The sequence below is a fragment of the Spirosoma oryzae genome, assembly GCF_003002825.1.
GTDB classification, from domain to species: Bacteria; Bacteroidota; Bacteroidia; order Cytophagales; family Spirosomataceae; genus Spirosoma; species Spirosoma oryzae.
This window is the reverse complement of the sequence record NZ_PVTE01000015.1, coordinates 23,265-41,698: the sequence shown is the minus strand read 5'-3', so window position 1 is coordinate 41,698 and position 18,434 is coordinate 23,265. Positions and strand designations below refer to the sequence as shown.

The following is an 18,434-nucleotide window of genomic DNA, read 5'->3' as shown; positions in this document are numbered from 1 at the left end:
ACTTAGCTATTTTTGGTCCATGCGAACCAGTATCCGCTTCATCTGGGCAATTTCCCGCTCCTGCGCCGTGATAATCGATTGGGCCAATTCTTTCACTTCAGGGTCTTTCAACTCCGCCCGTTTGCTGACCAGGATGGCAATCGAATGATGGGGAATCATCGACTGCATAAACCGCTGATCGTTGATTAATACCTGATTCCGAATGCAGAACAAAGCTGTGGCAAATACCAGCACGCTACCGCCGATAATGAGCTGATTCATGCGTCGATCCGTGTACATGGCCCGCATAAAGCCGAGCATAATAAGGGCCATGGCCGAGATCATCAGGAAGGTCACATAAAGCCGGTTTGTGCTTAAATAAAAATGGTCAGCCTGTTCCAGATTGGCGTAGGTCAGGGCATTCATGACGACGAACGAGACACCTAGCATGAGAAAAAAGCGGCCGTAATGACCGGACTGCATGGGGGCTTTAGCGGTTGCTGGCATGTTCATAAGGTTGTCAGTTTAAACAGATGAATTGAATTAAATCGGTCCTCGTTTGAATTAGATTATAGAGTCAGCGGCACTGTGACTTGGCTGTAGCCCCAGCTCAAATCGGTGTATGGATTGGTCTGCGTTGAACTGGTAGCGAAGAGGAAGCCCGTATCGGTCGGCAATCTGTTTGACAATCGCCAGGCCTAGCCCCGTCGCATCGGGGAGGGCGGGATTCTTAACGAAACGGTCAAAGAGCTGGCTGGCCGGAAAGGGCAGCGGATCCCCCGTGTTCTCAATGCAAAGCATTGTGCGGGACACCGTACAGGTCAGCATGCCCCCTGGCTGGTTATGCCGGATCGCATTTTTCAACAGATTCCCCACCAGTACGTCCGCCAACTGCGGATTCATCGAAAGGGTGGTATCCTGGGCCGTCAAATGACGGAACGTCAGTTGTTTGTGGACAATAAAATCCGCGTACCAGTCGAGTAATCGAGCGGTCAACGCCCCTATATCGACGGGACACACCTCGGCATACTGCATATTTTCAATTTTAGTGAGCAGCAATAGCGCCCGGTTAATATGGGACAGTCGATTGACGGCACTGGCAGCTTTCTGCACGTGATCCAGCGCGTCATCGGGCAAGTCATCCGTTTGCGAAAGCACTTCCAGTTCAGCCGACATGATGGCCAGGGGCGTCTGCATTTCGTGAGAGGCATTTTCAGTGAATTGTTTCTGGGAAGTGTACACCTGCTGGTTGCGGGTCAATAGAGTGGTCAGGGACTGATGCAACTCCCGAAATTCATCGATCTCAGTAGTCGACCAGCTGGGCGCCTGGTCACTTTCGAGCCGGAAGTTGCGTATCCGCCGTAAGGCATCCGTGAAAGGTTGCCAAAGTGACCGGGTAATCCGCCGGTTAATCAGTCCCAGTCCTAGTAAGAGTAGCAGGAGTAGGCCCGTTTGCAAACCGGTAATGGTTAGCATAAAATCCTCCTCTTCAACCAGCGACTGACGAATAAAGAGTTGATAAACTTCTTCCCCGGCTTTCAGGCAGGTGACTAATTCCCGATGGGGTTCGAGTTCCTGGAGTAAGGGTAAATAGTAGTCCTTATCATGAAAGTAGTCTGAACCAGGACAACTGGCTACCCGTAACAACCGGATGTTGGGGTCCGTTGAGGGTAGATACTGTAGAGTAGAAGCCGGCCGTTTAACTACCAACTGTTGAATCTCCTGCTTGCGGGCCAATAAGGCTTCATCGACATCGACAATCACCAACCACTGAATGATTCCGTAAAAAACGGGGACGCTCAGGGCCAGCACGCCCAGAGCCAGTCCCGCGTAGTACCGGTAGGTCAGGGCTAATAGTTTCATGTATCCAGCGTAAATAAGTAGCCTGCCCCGTAACGGGTCTTGATGTAATCCGGGCAACCAGCGGCCAGCAATTTCTTTCGTAAGTTCTTGACGTGCTGGTAGATAAAATCGTGTGAGTCGGCTAATTCCATCGAATCACCCCAGACGTGCTCGGCGATAGCCGCCTTCGATAATAGCCGGTTTTTATTACTGATCAAGTATAGTAATAGATCATACTGCTTACCCGTCATTTCAACGGGTTGCCCCTGAATCTGCACCTGCTGGGGTTGGGGATCAATCGTCAGCGCACCGAAGGTAATGATCTGACTGCCCGCAAATAAGCGTCGTCGCAGCACAGATTTCAGCCGGGAGTTCAACTCCGATAGGTGAAAGGGCTTAGTCAGGTAATCGTCAGCCCCCAGGTCCAGCCCCGTAATGCGGTCATCGAGCGCGTCCTTCGCCGATATAATGATGATGCCCGTCTGAGGCTGGAGCTGTTTGACCTCCCGGATAATGTCCAGTCCATTACCCCCCGGCAGCGTAATGTCAACCAGCAGACAATCATACTCGTAGTCGTTAGCCCGCCGGGAGCCCTGCAAAAAGGTATCGGCCGTGGTGACCCGGTACCCTTCCCGCTCCAAGTAGGTTCGAATGGTTTGTTGCAATACCGGTTCATCTTCAATCAGCAGCAGTTTCATCGCCTTATTTTTTCAAACTAGTCTAAAGGTAAGGCCCAATTCTGATGCAATCCTAAATCGGCCGTTTGACTAGATAAACACGTGATATTGCCAGGTCAGTTAGCCACGGCGACTAATGGGGGCAATCTGGTTGCCCATTTTCGCAATACCATCGGGTATACATTTCAAAACCAGTTATCTTTGTTTAACGGCCTTTCCGAAAGATAGCAATACATCTTCATAGAATCTGTCCGGTTGCCGGGTATACAACCTGAATGAAGCCAGAAGAGTGGAAAGCGGTAATCGCGGAAGGAATTGGTACGGCCTTGCTGATTTTCGGAGGCATATCGTTTATCATTATTGACTTCGGACCTGGAAGTATTGTAGCCAGTTACGTGCCTGACGCGATGGTGCGTCGGTTTGTTACCGGCTTTTTGTTTGGCAGCGTTGGGTGCCTGATCACGTTGTCGCCCCTGGGACGTATCAGCGGGGCGCATCTGAATCCAGCAGTCACTATCGCTTTTTTTGGACGAGGTTTACTGCCATGGCGGGCGTTGTTTGGCTATATTATTGCTCAACTAGCAGGCGCTACGCTCGGTGCGGAAGCGCTGGCGGTATGGGGATCGATGGGTGATAGTCTACGCGAAGGAATAACCGTACCGGGACATAACGTGGGGACGGCATTTGCGGGTGAAGCATTCGTTACGTTTTGTCTGATCTGCGTGATATTATTGTTCACCAGCCATGACCGACTGAAAGCCTATACCCCTTTCATGATACCACCATTGTTTTCGGTGCTGGTCGGTTTGGAAGCGCCCCTGTCCGGGTGCAGCGCCAACCCAGCCCGTAGTTTTGGCCCCGCCGTTTGGAGCGGTATCTGGACTGACCACTGGCTTTACTGGCTGGCCCCCGTAACGGGTACATTTGGCGCTCTGCTTGTATTTGCTCTTCCTGTGCTGCAATGGCTGCGAACGGATATTGCCAAATTGTATCATTTCCGGCATGACGAAACGGGATTTTTGCGGGGGCAGGAGCAACCAGCCAGTATTTAACGTAATAGGTAGTGCATAACTGACGAATTCGAAAGTTTCGCACAAAACCGAGTAATCGCATTTTTTTGCGAAGCTTTTTAGCCTTTTTGCCGTTCAGTAGAATTGGAATAACTATTAAAACATAAGCAGTTGATCGGTAAGGATTTGCGGTTAAAGTTGTTACCTCCTACGCCCGTTTCAGTGTAGGAGGTAACGGTAAAAGCAGGGCGATCTCTTCGCCTGCTGCCAAGGTCTGACCAAGGATTCATCAGGTCTGAATCGTTCCAATGAGCAGGATCAACTGGCCTATTTCCTGATCATTGTCTGCTGGGTGCTCATCGGTTGTAAACGCGCCGTACCCTGGCATCTGATCCGAACGGCTGTCCTGTAGATCGACCCAAAGCGACGAGCTTAACGCATTGAGTCGTTGAGACCAGGCAAGCCGACGAGCCGAAAGACCATATTTGTGCACAAGCTGACCAATCAGGTCTCGAATGGCCTGAATCTGCTGGTTAAGCAACTTTTGCTGATCGGCCGAAAGGGCTGGTTCCAACTGATACGTTAGCCCGTTGGCTCCATTCGTTAAATCAGCCTGCAGCTCATTCAGCCGTAGTTCAATCACGTGCAATACGGTCCCAGGCGACGCTGGTGGTTTGGGAATAAGTGAGTCGTTGTCATCTTGTTAACGAGTTTTGAATTCAATCACTGCCCAAACGCATCCCGGCCCGCAAAGCGAGCAGCCGCCCCCAGCCGATGCTCGATGCGCAAAAACTGGTTAAACTTCTCGGTCCGTTCCCCCCTGCAACCCGACCCGGTTTTAATGGCTCCTGCGCTGGTCGCTACCGCCAGATCGGCAATAAATGTGTCGACGGTCTCTCCGCTCCGGTGCGAGATGAAGATTCGGTACTGATTTTGCTGCGCCAGCCTGACCGTATCGAGTGTCTGGGTCACTGTGCCAATCTGGTTGGGCTTGATGAGCACCGCATTGCCTATTTTCTGGTCGATTCCCTGCTGAACCAGTGCCGGGTTGGTACAGAATATATCGTCACCCACCAGCTCAACCCGGTGGCCAAGCGTAGCAGTCAGAGCTTTCCAGCCCTCCCAGTCGTGCTCACCCAGGCCATCTTCCAGCGAAACGATGGGATATTGACGCGTCCAGTCCTCCCAGAGCCGGATCATGGCCTCCGTAGATAAGATTTGACCCGTGCTTTTACTCAATTGGTAATGACCATTCTGCCAGAGTTCACTGGCCGCCGGGTCGAGGCATAAACTGACCTGTTCACCCGGTTTGTACCCGGCCCGGGTGATGGCCTCTAAGATCAGGTCAACGGCCTCTTCGTTGGCTTTTAGGTCGGGAGCAAACCCACCTTCATCGCCCACGCCGGTGCTCAGGCCGCGTTGCTTGAGCAGCGCTTTGAGGGTGTGGAAAACCGTTTCACCCATTTGAATGGCCTCCGCAAATGACCCGGCTTGATGAGGGGCAATCATGAATTCCTGAAAATCAACGTTGTTGTCAGCATGGCGCCCGCCATTGATGACGTTCATGCAGGGTACAGGCAACCAGACAGCTTCGGTAAAGGGCCCTTGTAAGTAACGATAGAGCGGCAGTTGCTGTGCTTGAGCCTGAGCACGGGCGAAGGCCATCGAAACGGCCAGGATCGCATTGGCACCCAATCGGGCCTTGTTCGGCGTACCATCCAGTTCAATCAGTTGATGATCCAGTTGCGACTGATCCATAAAATCGCGCTGAATTAAACTGTTCCGAATCTGGGTCTGAATGTTGGCAACGGCCTGCCGAACGCCCTTGCCGCCGTAGCGAAGCGGGTCGTTATCGCGCAGTTCCACCGCTTCGTTTTCGCCGGTTGAGGCTCCTGAAGGAACGATGGCCTGGCCCCAGCTCCCATCTTCCAGGATGACTTGAGCTTCTACGGTTGGATTACCCCGGGAGTCCAATACTTCGAGGGCACTGATGTCTTGAATTTTCATGATGAATTGTTTAGATAATAAATACTAGAGATTAAAACGCTTAGTCCTGCAGATGGGTCGGTACGACCAGCACCGGGACCTTACTGTGCCGCAGGACGTAATCGGTCATACTACCCTGCAACAGGTGAAGTAGTCCACTCCGGTCATGAGTGCCGATCACCAGCAAATCGGCACCTGCATCCTCAACCGCAGCCAGGATCGTTTCCTCGGGTTTGCCCTCGGGCATCAGCGTCTGAACGGTCAGGCCCGAACCCGCGCTTTGTTTCAAGTTATCCAGGAGCGTTTGCCCGGCCGCCCGTTCGCGCTGACGAGCCTGGTCGGGAAACTCACCACCGTCGATGTTACCCATTTCCAGTACGGGGTCAATAACGTAGATCAACGTTACGTCGGCCCCGCAGGAACGGGCCAAATCAAAGCCAGCCTGCGTCGATTTTAGGGAGTACGGACTGGCATCAACCGCCATGAGTATGTTTTGAAAAGCCATTGTCGTATGAATTAAGAGTAGTCAGTGATTAATGAGGGAGTAGGTGTGTCGCGAAAAGACCAGTGTTCAGCAGCTTTATACACCATCGTTTTGTGTTGCAACAGCGCATACTGTTGCTGGCAGAAAGCTTCCAGGGCGTCCTTGTGGTCAATCAGCTCCACGTAAATATTCAAGCGGGGGTTACCCTGTTCGGGATGATCGTCCTGTAAAGCGCCCCGGTTGGTATAGCCATACTGCGAATGATGAATCGTCGCATGGAGAATTCCGGCCGCTTTAGCCCGGTGAATCAGCTCCCGGGCGAGCGGCTTGCCCAGCAGTCGTCCCAGCAAACCCGGTGCGGGTAACTTGTCGGTGGGTGTCAGGTAAATCCGTAATTTTCCCAGTTCCGATTTATGTAAGGTTGGCATTGCTTTGGTTGATTAGTCGATCCGATTTCCGGTAAAGGCCCTCCGGCGTAACGTTTGAATGCGGCTCAAGGGAGCCTGGTGGACAATATCTCGGCCCGTTGATTTAGTCACGCCCAGCCGTTGGGCGGAATAGATGCTGGTATGGCCACTGAAGAAGTAGGCCACAAAGCAGGCAATCGCAAAAAAGATCAAATTGTCGGAGCCAAACAGCTCCAGGCCCATCAGCGTCGAGGCAAGCGGAGTATTAGAAGCCCCAGCGAAGATGGCGATGAAGCCCAGGGCTGCGAATAAATCGACGGGCGCATTAAACCAACCAGCCAGCAGATTGCCTAGGCAGGCGCCGATGAAAAAGAGCGGGGTTACCTCGCCCCCTTTAAAGCCGCTGCTGAGGGTGATGGCCGTAAACAACAGTTTCCAGAACCAACTCCAGGGAGTTATCCCACCTGAATGAAACGCATTGAGAATGGAAATGCCGTTAGGCTGCTGACTAACCACCCCCAATCCTAGATAGTCGCGGGTGCCTACCAGCCACACTAAACCAATTAATAAGACACCCCCAATAATAGGTCTGAGATACGTTGACGGCAAATACGTCTTATAGAGACGTTGCAGTCCGTGCGTCAGTTCCGAGAAGACCAGCGCTGCCAGGCCAAATAAAGCGCCAGCCAGGGCCACTTTAGTTAGTAGCCAGCCATTCGGCACCGAAAAGGTCGGGATGGCCGTATGCGAAAAGGCAACCTGATAATGGATGTGGTGAATGCCCCAGGCCGCGCAGGTAATGTCGCCAAGAATACTGGCCATCAGACAGGGAATCAGGGCCTGATACCGCAGCTTGCCAATGGTCAGCACCTCCAGGGCAAAGACAGCCCCAGCCAGGGGAGTGCCGAATATGGCGCCAAAACCAGCGGCAATCCCACTCATCAGTAGGATGCGCAAATCGGCTTCCGAGAGCCTGAGCTGTCGGCCCAGCACCCCAGCGATACTACCCCCCATCTGAACGGCGGTGCCTTCCCGACCGGCTGAGCCGCCAAAAAGGTGGGTCAACAGCGACGTTAGCAGCACCAGGGGAGCCATACGCCCGGGTACGCCCCCGCCCGGTTGATGAATTTCATCGATGAGTAGGTTGTTCCCCCGTTCCGCATTTTTACCGCCCTTCTGATAGAGCCATAGAATCAGAACGCCAATCAATGGCAGCCCGTAGAGTAGCCAACCATGTTGCCAGCGAAGCTGGGTAACTTCGTCGAGCGCCCACAAAAAGAAAGCGCTGGTCGTACCGCTAAGCAGGGCCACCGGCAAAATCAGCAGAAACCATTTTCCTAAAAATCGCAGGAGGCTGAGGTGATCCTGAACGTAGTGAAGGGTTGTTTTCATTATTGATTCATGAGTTTTTGTCGAACCAGGCAATAGCCAAGCGACTCAAGCCGTCAGAATGGGGTGAGATAGAATTAGGGGGATACAAGAAGGCCTGTCCGAAGCGGGGAACCGCGCGGAAAACTGAACAGCCGTGACGATGAGGGCCAGCCACAGGCAGACACATCAGCCGGCATAGAAAATGAATAGATTGGGGTGATGAAAAAGCTGAGCATACAAACGTCCTGTTTCGGGGAAACGAATACAGGAGTTATCAGCTTTTTGAGGGCGGTTCCAGGCGAACTCCATCACCTTTGATAGGTCTATTACAATGGATGCGCCGAAATAGTTTCTTAATGATTAAATACTGAACGACAAGTAAGTATTGGAGGTGGTCCGTTTCGTCCGGATTCTATTTAAGTCAACGTCTAAAAAAGTAGTTCGTTCCCTTTCGTACTAAACCCGCTATCATTGTACAAAATCATAGATATCCTTATCTGGTATGCACAATGGGTGACTATCGTTAAACGGTTTCTTTATCTGTTTCGCTGATTTTGTCAACAGATGCATCTGCTTGCTGACGATCTGCCAACGTTTGACTGTAAAAGGATTCTAGTTCAGATAGTCGGTCAAGTATAGCTATCGGTACTAAAGCGGCTACCCTCTTTTGTCCTTTTGTCAGCACGAAAGACTTATTTGCATAATAGGTCTGGTTAATGTATTCACCAACCTGCCGACGAAATTCGTTCATGGCTACATTTTCCATTGTGCATAGTTATGTTAATGCAAAAGTGCATAAAAAGTTTTTAAGCCCTTTATGTAATCAGCGATTAATTACATTAAAATAAATTTATAGAAAAGTATTAAAAACTGATAACATATAATATTATTATACTTGTTATTTATTCAATTACAGTCATTTGTAAAATAAACTTAAATTCATTTTAGTATTGATAAGTAAATGTTATCGATAGTAAAGTACAAAATGAATGTTTAGCTGCTTTAATGTTTGTGTATCTTATGCGTAATTCGTAGGTTTGTTAACATTGACTGTAATATATGGATAAGCAAACTGTGTCCTTTTTGCCTATTACGCAAAACGATCCATTTTCGTTGGTCCCTTTGCCTCAGTTGAGTGGGGACCAGCAGAAGTATTTGCTGAAAGGGTTACAGGGAGCGGCTAATACCGAGCGAGCGTACCGAGCTGACCTAAATCATTATACTACCTGGTGCCAGCAGCAGGGGGTGGACGCTTTGCCCGCTACGTCGGCTGTGTTGGGAGAGTATGTATCAGCCCTGGGTCCGAAGCGCAAGTGGGCAACTATCGCGCGTCGACTTTCGGCCGTGCGCAAATGGCATGAATTGCTTGACCTACCCAGCCCGGTCGATGATCGCTGGTTAAAGGCGACACTGAAAGGTATCCAGCGGGAACATGGTACCCATGCTGAGCAGGCACCTGCGTTTGGCGCTAATCAGTTGAAAGGTATTCTGCGTAAACTTGTCACCGATAGTAAGGGGGTACCCCGGTTTGGACCACTGCGTGATAAAGTCGTTTTGCTGCTGGGTTTTACGGGGGCCTTTCGCCGGTCGGAGCTGGTGGCGCTCAATGTCGAGCAACTTCATTTTGGTGAGGACGGTGTGGTTATTACATACTACGGAAGTAAAACCAATCAAATGGGACAGCGAGAAGAAAAGGCCCTTTTTTATAGTCCCGATGCTCAGATTTGTCCCGTGCGTACATTACAGAAATGGGTAGCTCTGCTGGAACGAACCAATGGCCCCTTGTTGGTAAGAATACGAAAGGGCAACGAACTAACCGAGGAGCGATTAACAGATCAGTCGATTGGAGCCATTGTTAAAAAGCATATGGGTGACCGATTCTCAGCGCATTCGATGCGGGCCTCATTTGTGACAACGGCCAAGCTCAACGGGGCTGATGATTCAGAAATCATGCAACAGACCAAGCACAAAACCAGCGCCATGATCCGAAGGTATACCCGATTAGATTCGATCAAGCAGCATAACGCGGCTAAGAAGTTAGGCTGGTAAAGCGAATTCCGAAAGCCATTACCAATGCTAAATGTTAAACGGCTTGTAATCCGTAAATCAACCGTCTAAATTGCCAACTAATGTAATTTTTTCAACTCTGCACCTTTTTTTCTAATGGAAGCTGTCATTTCAAATAACGAATTTATAACCAACATTGCTGGGAGAGTACGCAATCTGAATCTACCCCTAAAAAAAGCTTTGTGGCCATTATTTGAAGTTGTCAGCAATTCAATACATGCTATTGAAGAGCTAGGCCCTTCTAAAAAAGGAAGAATAAATATAACACTTGATCGGGAAGGTCATGACGAAGCCTTAGTTTCTCTCGGTGATGTAAATCAGTATTTTATTAAATCGTTTATTATTACGGATAATGGCATTGGCTTTAATGAACGAAATTATAAATCGTTCCTCACGGCAGAATCAGATTATAAAGAAGATAAAGGATCAAAAGGTATTGGGAGATTTGTCTGTTTAAAAGCATTTAAAAAAATAGAATATAGTAGCACCTATCAGAATAATTTAGGCGAAACTGAAATTAGAAATTTCACATTAAAAGCTTATGGTAAGGGCTTTGATGAAGAGCCCATTGTAAAATCAGAGGCTAGGAAAGAGTCAGGTACTAAAGTCATACTTAATTCATTTTATGATGAATATAAGAACCACTGCCCGAAGTCAATTGATGAAATAGCAGAACTTATAATAGAGCATTTCTTTATCTATTTTATTGAAGGTAAATGCCCGATCATTACGATCATTGATACAAATGGAAATCAGGTTACGTTACAGGAAAAGTTTGGTATAGATTTATTACCTAACTTAATTAAACGAACCTTTAAAATTAAAAATACTGAGTTTACTCTTAATTTATTGTTAGTGGATAAAACCGAAGGTGGTCACCGGGTACATTATTGTGGAAACTCTAGGGATGTTGTCAATGAACCTATCAGCAAATATATTCCTGATTTAAAAAGTAATGTCTATTTAGTAGAAAGTGATCAAAAGAACCTCAAGGTTTACATTACCTCCACATACTTGGACAATAACGTCGGGAATGAGCGAACACGGTTTAATTTTCCAGACAATGAGGAAGATGCTCCCTATGATTATATTGTCACGTTTGAGGATATAAAAAAACAAATAGAACACGAACTGGAAGAAGAACTAAAAATTCCGTTAGCAGCGCTTAGAGAGCAAAAGATGGCATCTGTTAAAAAACATGTCGAACAATATGCTCCTCAATTCAAATACGTGTTAAAGTATAAAGAGGATGAAGTGAAAAAATTACCAGCTACTCTGACGGGAGAAAAACTTGATGTCGAACTATTTAAGATACAACAGAAACTGGAACTTGATACGAAGATTCTAGGTAATGAAGTGCTAAATGGCCATGACTATAAGAACGTTGAGGAGTATCAGAAAGCTTACGATCAGTATCTGGAACAATCCAATGATATTGGCAAATCGAATCTAGTTAAGTATGTCATACATAGACGAGCAATTATTGATTTATTAAATAAATATTTAGGTGAGGAAGGAGATAAATTTCAGAGCGAAAAAACAATTCATGAAATTTTCTTTCCTATAAAGAAAGAGTCTGATGATGTAAAATATGAACAACAAAACTTATGGCTCATCGATGAACGGCTTGCCTATCACTATTACTTGGCATCCGATAAACCAATGGCTGACATGCCTGTTCTAGAAAATATTAAAACGACTGATCGACCGGACTTATTTATTTTTAATAGCAGCTTTGCCTTTGTCAATGAAGAGGCCCCTTTTAACTCGTTTATTATAGTGGAGTTCAAGAAACCTGAGCGGAATGATTATTCGGACAGGGATGAGAAAAAGAATCCTGTTGATCAGGTGATAGATTATATTGGTAAGTTAAGAAGTGGTTCGGCGTTAGATAGAAGAGGTAAATTTATTCAGGTTTCTGATAAGGACAAAATACCTTTTTATGCCTATGTTATTTGTGATTTCAATCCTAAACTTATTAATATTCTAACTACCAGAGACTATATAATCACGCCAGATGGGATGGGTTATTTTTACTATCACAAACAATTTAATGCCTATATAGAGGTGATTTCTTATCAAAAGCTAGTTAAAGATGCAAGAAATAGAAATCGAATACTTTTTGAAAGGCTAGGAATATCCGTTTGAAGTAGGAAAGTTCTGTAGAAGAGTACGCCATACACAGCCAGTACGGCATCCTTAACGCCTGTTGTAAACTTGAGAATTATTTATACAAATCATCTCTGATAATGTCTGTTTCTGGCAGTAAAAGTGCACTAATTGACGTCTTAAATTAATGGTACGAAGTACATATTTTTAGTAATTTACTCGCTTCTAATGAAACATTCCGTACGAATGTAGGTACCCCCCAATAATGGTTAATTTTAGTTATTTCAGGAATAAAAGAGTTGGTTTATATCAGTTAGCCAGGCCACTTCTCTAAGCCAGCTGCAATCCGTAAGGCTCGTTGGATGTCTTCCCAGTAGTACCCACTGTCGTAACCCGTAGACAGGCGATCACAGATACTTAGAAAATCTGTGGCGTCCTCCACGCGCTGTTTTTGAATCACCGATTGATCGGGCTGAGTGGGCAATTGATCGGGCATGGCTTCCATGCTGCAAAATAAGCCTTAATCAGCTAAAAATGTAAGTAAAAAATTGGCCAAATCGGCCCGCTACACTTGTCATAGTACCGTGTTAAAGCGCTCCAGCAGAATAAAAGTTTGTTCGGTAATGCCCATACTTCCCATACTATACCCATCAACTGTATTTACTAATTCAATGTGTAGTTGAAGTGACGAATTTGCTCCCTTTTTTTAGATTTACCCCTTACGCTTTAGCAATTGCGCATTTAGAGCTACGATCACTGTGCTGGCACTCATCAGCACAGCACCGATGGCGGGGCTAAGGACAAAATTGGGATAGAGTACACCGGCTGCCAGCGGAATGGCGACGATGTTGTAGCCCGTTGCCCAAAATAAGTTCTGGATCATCTTTTGGTACGTAGCTCTACCGAACTCGACTAAATTGGTAATGTCGGTGGGGCGGCTATTGACCAAAATGATGTCAGCGGTTTCGGCGGCAACGTCGGTACCGGAACCTACGGCAATGCCCACGTTGGCCTGCGCCAAGGCTGGTGCGTCGTTGACTCCGTCGCCGGTCATGGCTACGAACTGCCGACCCGTCGGACCGCTCTGGGCCTGCAAGTCTTTCACGATAGTTACTTTCTGGTCGGGCAACACTTCAGCAAAAACCCCATCCAACCCTAATTCCTTTGCAACAGCGTCGGCCACTTTCTGATTATCGCCTGTGGCCATATATACCTTAATGCCTGATTGCTGCAACCGCTGAACAGCCTCTTTGGAGTCTTCACGAATCTTGTCGGCTAGCGCAACGTAACCCGCCATCTGGTCATCAAACAGCACGAATACAACCGTTTCAGCTCCACTACCGAAGGCATCCTCTGGCTGTTCGATACCATTTTCTTTCAGATAGCCCGGACTGACGACCAATACCCGCCGACCGGACACCGTTGCTGATACGCCTTTGCCCGTAATGGATTGAAAATCGCTGATAGCGGGCAGGTCGAGGTCGCGTTTTTTGGCTTCCCGGACGATGCCCTGCGCGATAGGGTGCTGTGAAGGTTGTTCCAGAGCGGCTACCGCGCTTAAAAATGTTGCTTCGTCCATATCGGGAACCAGCACCCTGATTCTGTTCACCCCAAATTCACCTTCTGTTAACGTACCTGTCTTGTCAAAAACCATCGCTGTGATTTTGCGAGCCTCTTCGAAGGCAGTGCGGTTACGAATCAGTAGTCCCTTCTGCGCAGAAATGGCTGTAGAAATTGCCACCACCAGTGGAATGGCGACACCGAGCGCGTGCGGACAGGCCGTGACCATGACCGTAACCATACGTTCCACCGCAAAAGACACTTCCTTTCCCGCGATCAACCAGGCAAAAAGGGTCAGCAGACCGACCGACAAAGAAACCAGCGTAAGCCAGCCAGCGGCCCGATCCGCCAATGTCTGTGTTTGAGACTTGCCGTTCTGGGCCTCCTCCACCATGCGAACGACCTTATTAAGGTAGCTGTCTTCACCCTTGTGCGTAACGCGAACCCGAAGTGCGCCTTCCCCGTTGACCGCCCCGGCAATCACGCTGTCACGTGGTCCTTTTTGTATCGGTACACTTTCGCCCGTCAGCATACTTTCATTGATTGCGCTATCTCCCTCCACGACCTCACCGTCAGTCGGAACCCGTTCGCCTGGCCGGATCAGCACGATATCGTCGATATTCAGAGTATCTACCTTTACGTCGGTGATTTTTTCCCCGGATACTTTGTGGGCGTCGGCGGGCAACATCTGAATGATCAGTTCCAGCGACCGTGAAGCGCCGGCTACAGATTTCATCTCCAGGTAATGACCCAGCAGCATAATGTCGATTAACGAAGCCAGTTCCCAAAAGAAATCCATTCCACGCAGCCAGCCGAACGAAACAGACACACTGTAGGCGTAAGCGGCTGTGATAGCCACGGCAACCAGGGTCATCATGCCCGGTTGACGGGTTCGCAGTTCGCCAATCATACCAGTCAGAAACGGCCAGCCGCCATAGATATAGATTACCGATGCAAGCACAACAACGAGGGGTTCACGATATGGAACTTCCAACTGATAACCAACCAACTCCTGAAACATCATCGAGAACGCCACCACCGGTACCGACAGGATTAAACATATCCAGAATCGGCGCAAAAAGTCAGCAATCATCGCGCCGTGATCGTGGTCACCGTGTCCGGCTCCATGCTTCATCTGGCTGTGATCCATATCGGCATGGTTCATATGTCCGTGATCCATACCGGTACCGCCCTGGTGTTTCAGGTTATCATCCGGTCCGCTGTGTCCGTCGTGACCAATGTGTTGCAGGGCCTGTTGCTCAGCAGGCGGTTCGTCAGTCGACGCGGTTTGATGCGCTACGTGGTGATGCATAAAAGGTATAGGCGGCTCAGTGGCAGGATGATCAGCATGCGAGGAGGCTGACTCATCCTGGGCTTCCATGACATGAAATGATCCGACTGTAGAAACCAGCCGCTGTATATCTGTCAGGGAGGGACGATGCTCAACCGTTAGTGCAGCCTGGGGCGGATCAATCGTTACCTCGGCATTTAATATGCCCTCCTGCCCGACCAAAACATTTCGAATAGCTTCGGCCTGTTCCTTGGTTGTTAGGCCGTGCACCATAAACCGGTGTTGATATTTCATAGGGCTGATTCGGTTAGAAGCAAAGGGTGAATCGAGACGGTCGATAAGCTCTGCTACCTCGTGTAACACGCACAAAAGTTAAAAGGCGCACACCACAAAAATTCTGCAAGAACAATCCCGAATTCTGCAAGCCCTTTTCTGACCCAGAATAATAGCTTTGTTTGTTGTATTATAAATCAAAGCCGTATTTATTGTAAAAAGTCGTTTGTAATAGCGGTGAGCCCACGATGTTAATTTGATAAAATCACTAATAAAGCCAGGAACAACGATGATGCAAACGGACAGTCACACGATAGTATCCTTGCGTGTAAAAGGCATGGTTTGCGATCGATGTATCGCGGTAGCAAACCACGAATTAGTACAAGCGGGCTTCGATGTTCTCAGTATTCAACTAGGGCAGCTTACGTTACGTGGTCCTCTATCAGCCGAGGATGTAGAAAAAATAAGATCCATATTCATTGAACAGGGATTTAGCCTGATCAACGACATTAAGCAAACAGTTCATCAACGGGTTAAAATTCTCGTAGATGCCTATTTTACCCAGGATGATCTCAGTGAAAATAAGTCTCGTTTATCTACACAGCTTCAGGAGTCGCTTGAGTCAGATTACGATACAATCAGCGGTCAGTTCACCAAAGCGGAGGGTATTACCTTAGAAAAATATATCATTCTCCGGCGCATCAACAAGGTTAAGGAGCGCTTAGTCTACTCGGACCTGACGCTTACCGAGATTGCCCACCGAACGGGTTACAGCAGCGTTCAACACCTCTCCAATCAATTTCGACAGCAGACTGGGCTGACCCCTTCGTATTTCCGCCAAGTACGTCGGGAGAAACAGGCGCTGCAACATGAGTCAGAGGAATCAGCCGTGCCGACTGGTATTGACCAATAGCGGCTGACCGTCGACGTACCACGTAGAGCGAGTTGTCCAAAATCTCACAAGCCATCGGGGTAATTGTGTAACGGAGGGGGTGGCAGGTATGTCGACCTTTGTCATGTAAATTGACAATACGATGACGACGACCGAACCCATAAAATCCCCGGCCCCGGCAAGGCTGACCCGCCAAACGTTTCCAGTACTGGAAATGACCTGCGCGGCCTGCGCCGTTAGCGTCGAGTCGATGCTCAATAACACGCCAGGTGTGCTTAAAGCCGCCGTGAATTACGCCAACCAGTCGGCTACGGTTGAGTATGACGCCAAAGCCATTACCCCGGCTGGAATGCAGCAGGTGCTGCAATCAATTGGTTACGATTTAATAGCCGATGTTGAAGATCCGCAGCAGGTACAGCAGGAAGCGCAGCAGCGGTACTACGAATCGCTGAAGAAGCGAACAGTGTTGGCGGGTATTCTATCCGTTCCAGTGGTCATGTTGGGTATGTTTTTCATGGACCGGAACGCCGGACCGGCCCCCTACGTCAACTGGATTATGATGGCTCTGTCTACACCGGTGGTGTTCTGGCTGGGCCGGTCCTACTTTGTAAATGCCGGGAAACAGGCCCGGCACGGTAAGGCCAATATGGATACACTGGTGGCACTGTCAACGGGCATTGCTTTCCTTTTCAGTACGTTCAACACGCTCTACCCAGATTTCTGGCATAGCCGGGGTCTGCACCCCCACGTTTACTATGAAGCGGCTGCGGTCGTGATCGCCTTCATTTCGCTGGGCAAGCTGCTCGAAGAACGGGCCAAATCAAATACATCCTCAGCTATTAAGAAGCTGATGGGCCTGCAACCGAAAACGGTACGTATTGTCGAGGACGGTGCCGAACGCGAATTGCCCATTGCTCAGGTACGTGTCGGTCAGGTTATCGTCGTGCGGCCGGGTGAAAAAGTCCCGGTGGATGGTATCGTTGAAACCGGCGAATCGTTCGTGGATGAGAGCATGATTTCGGGGGAAGCCATTCCAGTAGCGAAACAAACCGGCGACTCAATTTTTGCGGGGACAATCAATCAAAAAGGTTCGTTCCGCTTCAAGGCACAAAAGGTAGGCGCAGAAACCGTGCTGGCGCAAATTATCCGCATGGTGCAGGAAGCACAGGGCAGTAAGGCTCCGGTTCAGAAATTAGTGGATAAGATTGCCGGTATCTTTGTGCCGGTTGTCATTGGTATCGCCCTACTGACGTTTGCGGCCTGGATGTTATTCGGGGGAGAAAATGCGTTTACGCACGCCCTGCTAACTTCCGTGACGGTGCTGGTCATCGCTTGTCCCTGTGCGCTGGGCCTGGCCACCCCCACAGCCATTATGGTCGGGGTAGGGAAAGGAGCCGATAACAACATTCTCATCAAGGATGCGGAAAGTCTGGAGCTTGGCTACAAAGTCAATGCCGTCGTACTGGACAAAACCGGCACCATAACTGAAGGTAAACCGACTGTAACGGACATGTCCTGGCAGGTGGGCGACGATGAGGTAGCCCGGTTAATGCCGGTGTTATACGCGCTGGAGGCTCAATCCGAACATCCGCTGGCTGATGCGGTAGTAGAGCGACTACGGACTGATGGCATGAACGGAACGACCATCGACGGATTCGATAGCCTGACGGGTCGGGGCGTATCGGGCCTCTACGAAAACGCCACGTATATTGTGGGCAACAGTCGTCTGCTAGCTGAACGCGGAATCTCCCTTGACTCGAGTGTTGGGCAACAGGCGGCACAGTGGCAGAACGAAGCGAAAACGGTCGTGTACTTTGCCGATCAGACGCGCGTGCTGGCGGTTCTGGCTATTGCCGACCCAGTGAAGCAAACCTCCCGCGAAGCCATTCATACCCTGGGAAAGCGGGGCATTGCCGTGTACATGATGACCGGCGACAATGCGCAGACGGCCGGAGCCGTTGCCAGGGCCGTTGGTCTAAACGATTTTCGGGCCGAGGTCTCACCCGCTGATAAAGCTGCATTCGTCGAAGAGTTACAGGTACAGGGTAAAGTGGTGGCTATGATCGGCGACGGTATCAATGACTCGCAGGCCCTGGCGCAGGCCGACGTAAGCATCGCAATGGGCCGAGGTTCCGACATTGCCATGGACGTAGCCAAGATGACACTCATCACTTCCGATTTGAACAGTGTACCCAAAGCCCTGCAACTCTCGAAAAAGACCGTACAGGCTATTCGTCAGAATCTATTCTGGGCATTTATCTACAACCTGATCGGCATTCCCATTGCTGCCGGATTGCTGTATCCCATCAATGGCTTTCTGCTCAATCCGATGATTGCCGGGGCAGCAATGGCCCTTAGCTCAGTGTCGGTAGTCAGTAACAGTCTGCGGTTGAGGGCTGCTAAACTCTAACGAATGAGGTTCGTTACGAACAAATAGGCATCACAAAAACTGACGAGTATGGAAACGTTGAATCGGTTCGACGCTC

15 protein-coding genes and 1 riboswitch are annotated in these 18,434 nt (G+C 49.1%); of the genes, 5 read left to right on the top strand and 10 right to left on the bottom strand.

From position 1 onward, the window contains the following. Positions 1 to 6 precede the first annotated feature (6 nt). Genes CLV58_RS17425 through CLV58_RS17415 form a run of 3 tightly spaced genes read right to left on the bottom strand, consistent with a single transcriptional unit; the run spans position 7 to position 2,519 of the window. A complete protein-coding gene (locus CLV58_RS17425) occupies positions 7 to 492 on the bottom strand; it encodes a DUF305 domain-containing protein (RefSeq protein ID WP_012931385.1) in 486 nt (161 codons plus the stop codon). A 51-nt stretch (positions 493 to 543) separates the two neighbouring features. Continuing rightward, positions 544 to 1,842 carry a sensor histidine kinase gene (locus CLV58_RS17420; RefSeq protein ID WP_012931386.1) on the bottom strand — a complete coding sequence of 433 codons (1,299 nt, stop codon included), beginning with the start codon at positions 1,840 to 1,842 and terminating at the stop codon, positions 544 to 546. Continuing rightward, positions 1,839 to 2,519, bottom strand: a complete 681-nt coding sequence (locus CLV58_RS17415) for a response regulator transcription factor (RefSeq protein ID WP_012931387.1) — start codon at positions 2,517 to 2,519, stop codon at positions 1,839 to 1,841. Before CLV58_RS17415 ends, CLV58_RS17420 begins: the two co-directional genes overlap by 4 nt. Before the next feature lie 254 nt (positions 2,520 to 2,773). Between CLV58_RS17415 and CLV58_RS17410 the strand changes: the two genes are divergently transcribed. Further along, entirely contained in the window at positions 2,774 to 3,550 is a 777-nt protein-coding gene (locus tag CLV58_RS17410) for an MIP/aquaporin family protein (RefSeq protein WP_106139102.1), read from the top strand. Positions 3,551 to 3,797: 247 nt separating this feature from the next. Here CLV58_RS17410 and CLV58_RS17405 read toward each other — a convergent pair whose 3' ends face one another. The 6 genes from CLV58_RS17405 to CLV58_RS17380 all read right to left on the bottom strand — a co-directional run bounded on the left by CLV58_RS17405 (position 3,798) and on the right by CLV58_RS17380 (position 8,522). Further along, complete coding sequence (locus CLV58_RS17405; protein WP_106139218.1) at positions 3,798 to 4,151, bottom strand: hypothetical protein; 354 nt, start codon at positions 4,149 to 4,151, stop codon at positions 3,798 to 3,800. An 80-nt stretch (positions 4,152 to 4,231) separates the two neighbouring features. Beyond that, entirely contained in the window at positions 4,232 to 5,515 is a 1,284-nt protein-coding gene (gene eno / locus CLV58_RS17400) for a phosphopyruvate hydratase (protein WP_012931390.1), read from the bottom strand. A gap of 40 nt (positions 5,516 to 5,555) precedes the next feature. Further along, positions 5,556 to 5,999, bottom strand: a complete 444-nt coding sequence (locus tag CLV58_RS17395; RefSeq protein ID WP_012931391.1) for a universal stress protein — start codon at positions 5,997 to 5,999, stop codon at positions 5,556 to 5,558. Between the two features lie 11 nt (positions 6,000 to 6,010). Then, on the bottom strand, positions 6,011 to 6,406 hold the full coding sequence (locus tag CLV58_RS17390) for a DUF190 domain-containing protein (protein WP_012931392.1): 396 nt from the start codon (positions 6,404 to 6,406) through the stop codon (positions 6,011 to 6,013). Between the two features lie 12 nt (positions 6,407 to 6,418). Then, entirely contained in the window at positions 6,419 to 7,777 is a 1,359-nt protein-coding gene (locus CLV58_RS17385) for a voltage-gated chloride channel family protein (protein ID WP_012931393.1), read from the bottom strand. A 237-nt stretch (positions 7,778 to 8,014) separates the two neighbouring features. Beyond that, positions 8,015 to 8,078, bottom strand: a riboswitch (Fluoride riboswitch). A 201-nt stretch (positions 8,079 to 8,279) separates the two neighbouring features. Then, the gene (locus CLV58_RS17380; protein WP_012931394.1) at positions 8,280 to 8,522 is read right to left on the bottom strand and encodes a type II toxin-antitoxin system prevent-host-death family antitoxin; all 243 of its coding nucleotides are present in this window, start codon (positions 8,520 to 8,522) and stop codon (positions 8,280 to 8,282) included. A 293-nt stretch (positions 8,523 to 8,815) separates the two neighbouring features. On the opposite strand from CLV58_RS17380, the gene CLV58_RS17375 reads away from it, so the two are divergent. Both CLV58_RS17375 and CLV58_RS17370 read left to right on the top strand, forming a co-directional pair. After that, positions 8,816 to 9,805, top strand: coding sequence for a site-specific integrase (locus CLV58_RS17375; protein ID WP_106139101.1), 990 nt, complete (start codon positions 8,816 to 8,818; stop codon positions 9,803 to 9,805). A 114-nt stretch (positions 9,806 to 9,919) separates the two neighbouring features. Beyond that, positions 9,920 to 11,971, top strand: coding sequence for an ATP-binding protein (locus CLV58_RS17370; protein WP_106139100.1), 2,052 nt, complete (start codon positions 9,920 to 9,922; stop codon positions 11,969 to 11,971). Between the two features lie 673 nt (positions 11,972 to 12,644). Here the strand turns inward: CLV58_RS17370 and CLV58_RS17360 are convergent. Beyond that, the gene (locus CLV58_RS17360; RefSeq protein WP_245882372.1) at positions 12,645 to 14,804 is read right to left on the bottom strand and encodes a heavy metal translocating P-type ATPase; all 2,160 of its coding nucleotides are present in this window, start codon (positions 14,802 to 14,804) and stop codon (positions 12,645 to 12,647) included. A gap of 541 nt (positions 14,805 to 15,345) precedes the next feature. On the opposite strand from CLV58_RS17360, the gene CLV58_RS17355 reads away from it, so the two are divergent. Beyond that, positions 15,346 to 15,969 (top strand): helix-turn-helix domain-containing protein, encoded by a 624-nt coding sequence (locus CLV58_RS17355; protein ID WP_245882367.1) that lies wholly within the window; start codon positions 15,346 to 15,348, stop codon positions 15,967 to 15,969. Between the two features lie 121 nt (positions 15,970 to 16,090). Continuing rightward, a complete protein-coding gene (locus tag CLV58_RS17350) occupies positions 16,091 to 18,358 on the top strand; it encodes a heavy metal translocating P-type ATPase (protein ID WP_106139099.1) in 2,268 nt (755 codons plus the stop codon). The last annotated feature ends 76 nt before the right edge of the window (positions 18,359 to 18,434 follow it).

What these genes read in the sequence shown, in the direction of transcription:
- CLV58_RS17355 (WP_245882367.1), top strand. Translation starts at nt 15,346, where the DNA reads ATGATGCAAACGGACAGTCACACGATAGTATCCTTGCGTGTAAAAGGC.
- eno (WP_012931390.1), bottom strand. Translation starts at nt 5,515, where the DNA reads ATGAAAATTCAAGACATCAGTGCCCTCGAAGTATTGGACTCCCGGGGT.
- CLV58_RS17385 (WP_012931393.1), bottom strand. Translation starts at nt 7,777, where the DNA reads ATGAAAACAACCCTTCACTACGTTCAGGATCACCTCAGCCTCCTGCGA.
- CLV58_RS17350 (WP_106139099.1), top strand. Translation starts at nt 16,091, where the DNA reads ATGACGACGACCGAACCCATAAAATCCCCGGCCCCGGCAAGGCTGACC.
- CLV58_RS17425 (WP_012931385.1), bottom strand. Translation starts at nt 492, where the DNA reads ATGAACATGCCAGCAACCGCTAAAGCCCCCATGCAGTCCGGTCATTAC.
- CLV58_RS17420 (WP_012931386.1), bottom strand. Translation starts at nt 1,842, where the DNA reads ATGAAACTATTAGCCCTGACCTACCGGTACTACGCGGGACTGGCTCTG.
- CLV58_RS17360 (WP_245882372.1), bottom strand. Translation starts at nt 14,804, where the DNA reads ATGCATCACCACGTAGCGCATCAAACCGCGTCGACTGACGAACCGCCT.
- CLV58_RS17410 (WP_106139102.1), top strand. Translation starts at nt 2,774, where the DNA reads ATGAAGCCAGAAGAGTGGAAAGCGGTAATCGCGGAAGGAATTGGTACG.
- CLV58_RS17415 (WP_012931387.1), bottom strand. Translation starts at nt 2,519, where the DNA reads ATGAAACTGCTGCTGATTGAAGATGAACCGGTATTGCAACAAACCATT.
- CLV58_RS17370 (WP_106139100.1), top strand. Translation starts at nt 9,920, where the DNA reads ATGGAAGCTGTCATTTCAAATAACGAATTTATAACCAACATTGCTGGG.
- CLV58_RS17375 (WP_106139101.1), top strand. Translation starts at nt 8,816, where the DNA reads ATGGATAAGCAAACTGTGTCCTTTTTGCCTATTACGCAAAACGATCCA.
- CLV58_RS17380 (WP_012931394.1), bottom strand. Translation starts at nt 8,522, where the DNA reads ATGGAAAATGTAGCCATGAACGAATTTCGTCGGCAGGTTGGTGAATAC.
- CLV58_RS17395 (WP_012931391.1), bottom strand. Translation starts at nt 5,999, where the DNA reads ATGGCTTTTCAAAACATACTCATGGCGGTTGATGCCAGTCCGTACTCC.
- CLV58_RS17390 (WP_012931392.1), bottom strand. Translation starts at nt 6,406, where the DNA reads ATGCCAACCTTACATAAATCGGAACTGGGAAAATTACGGATTTACCTG.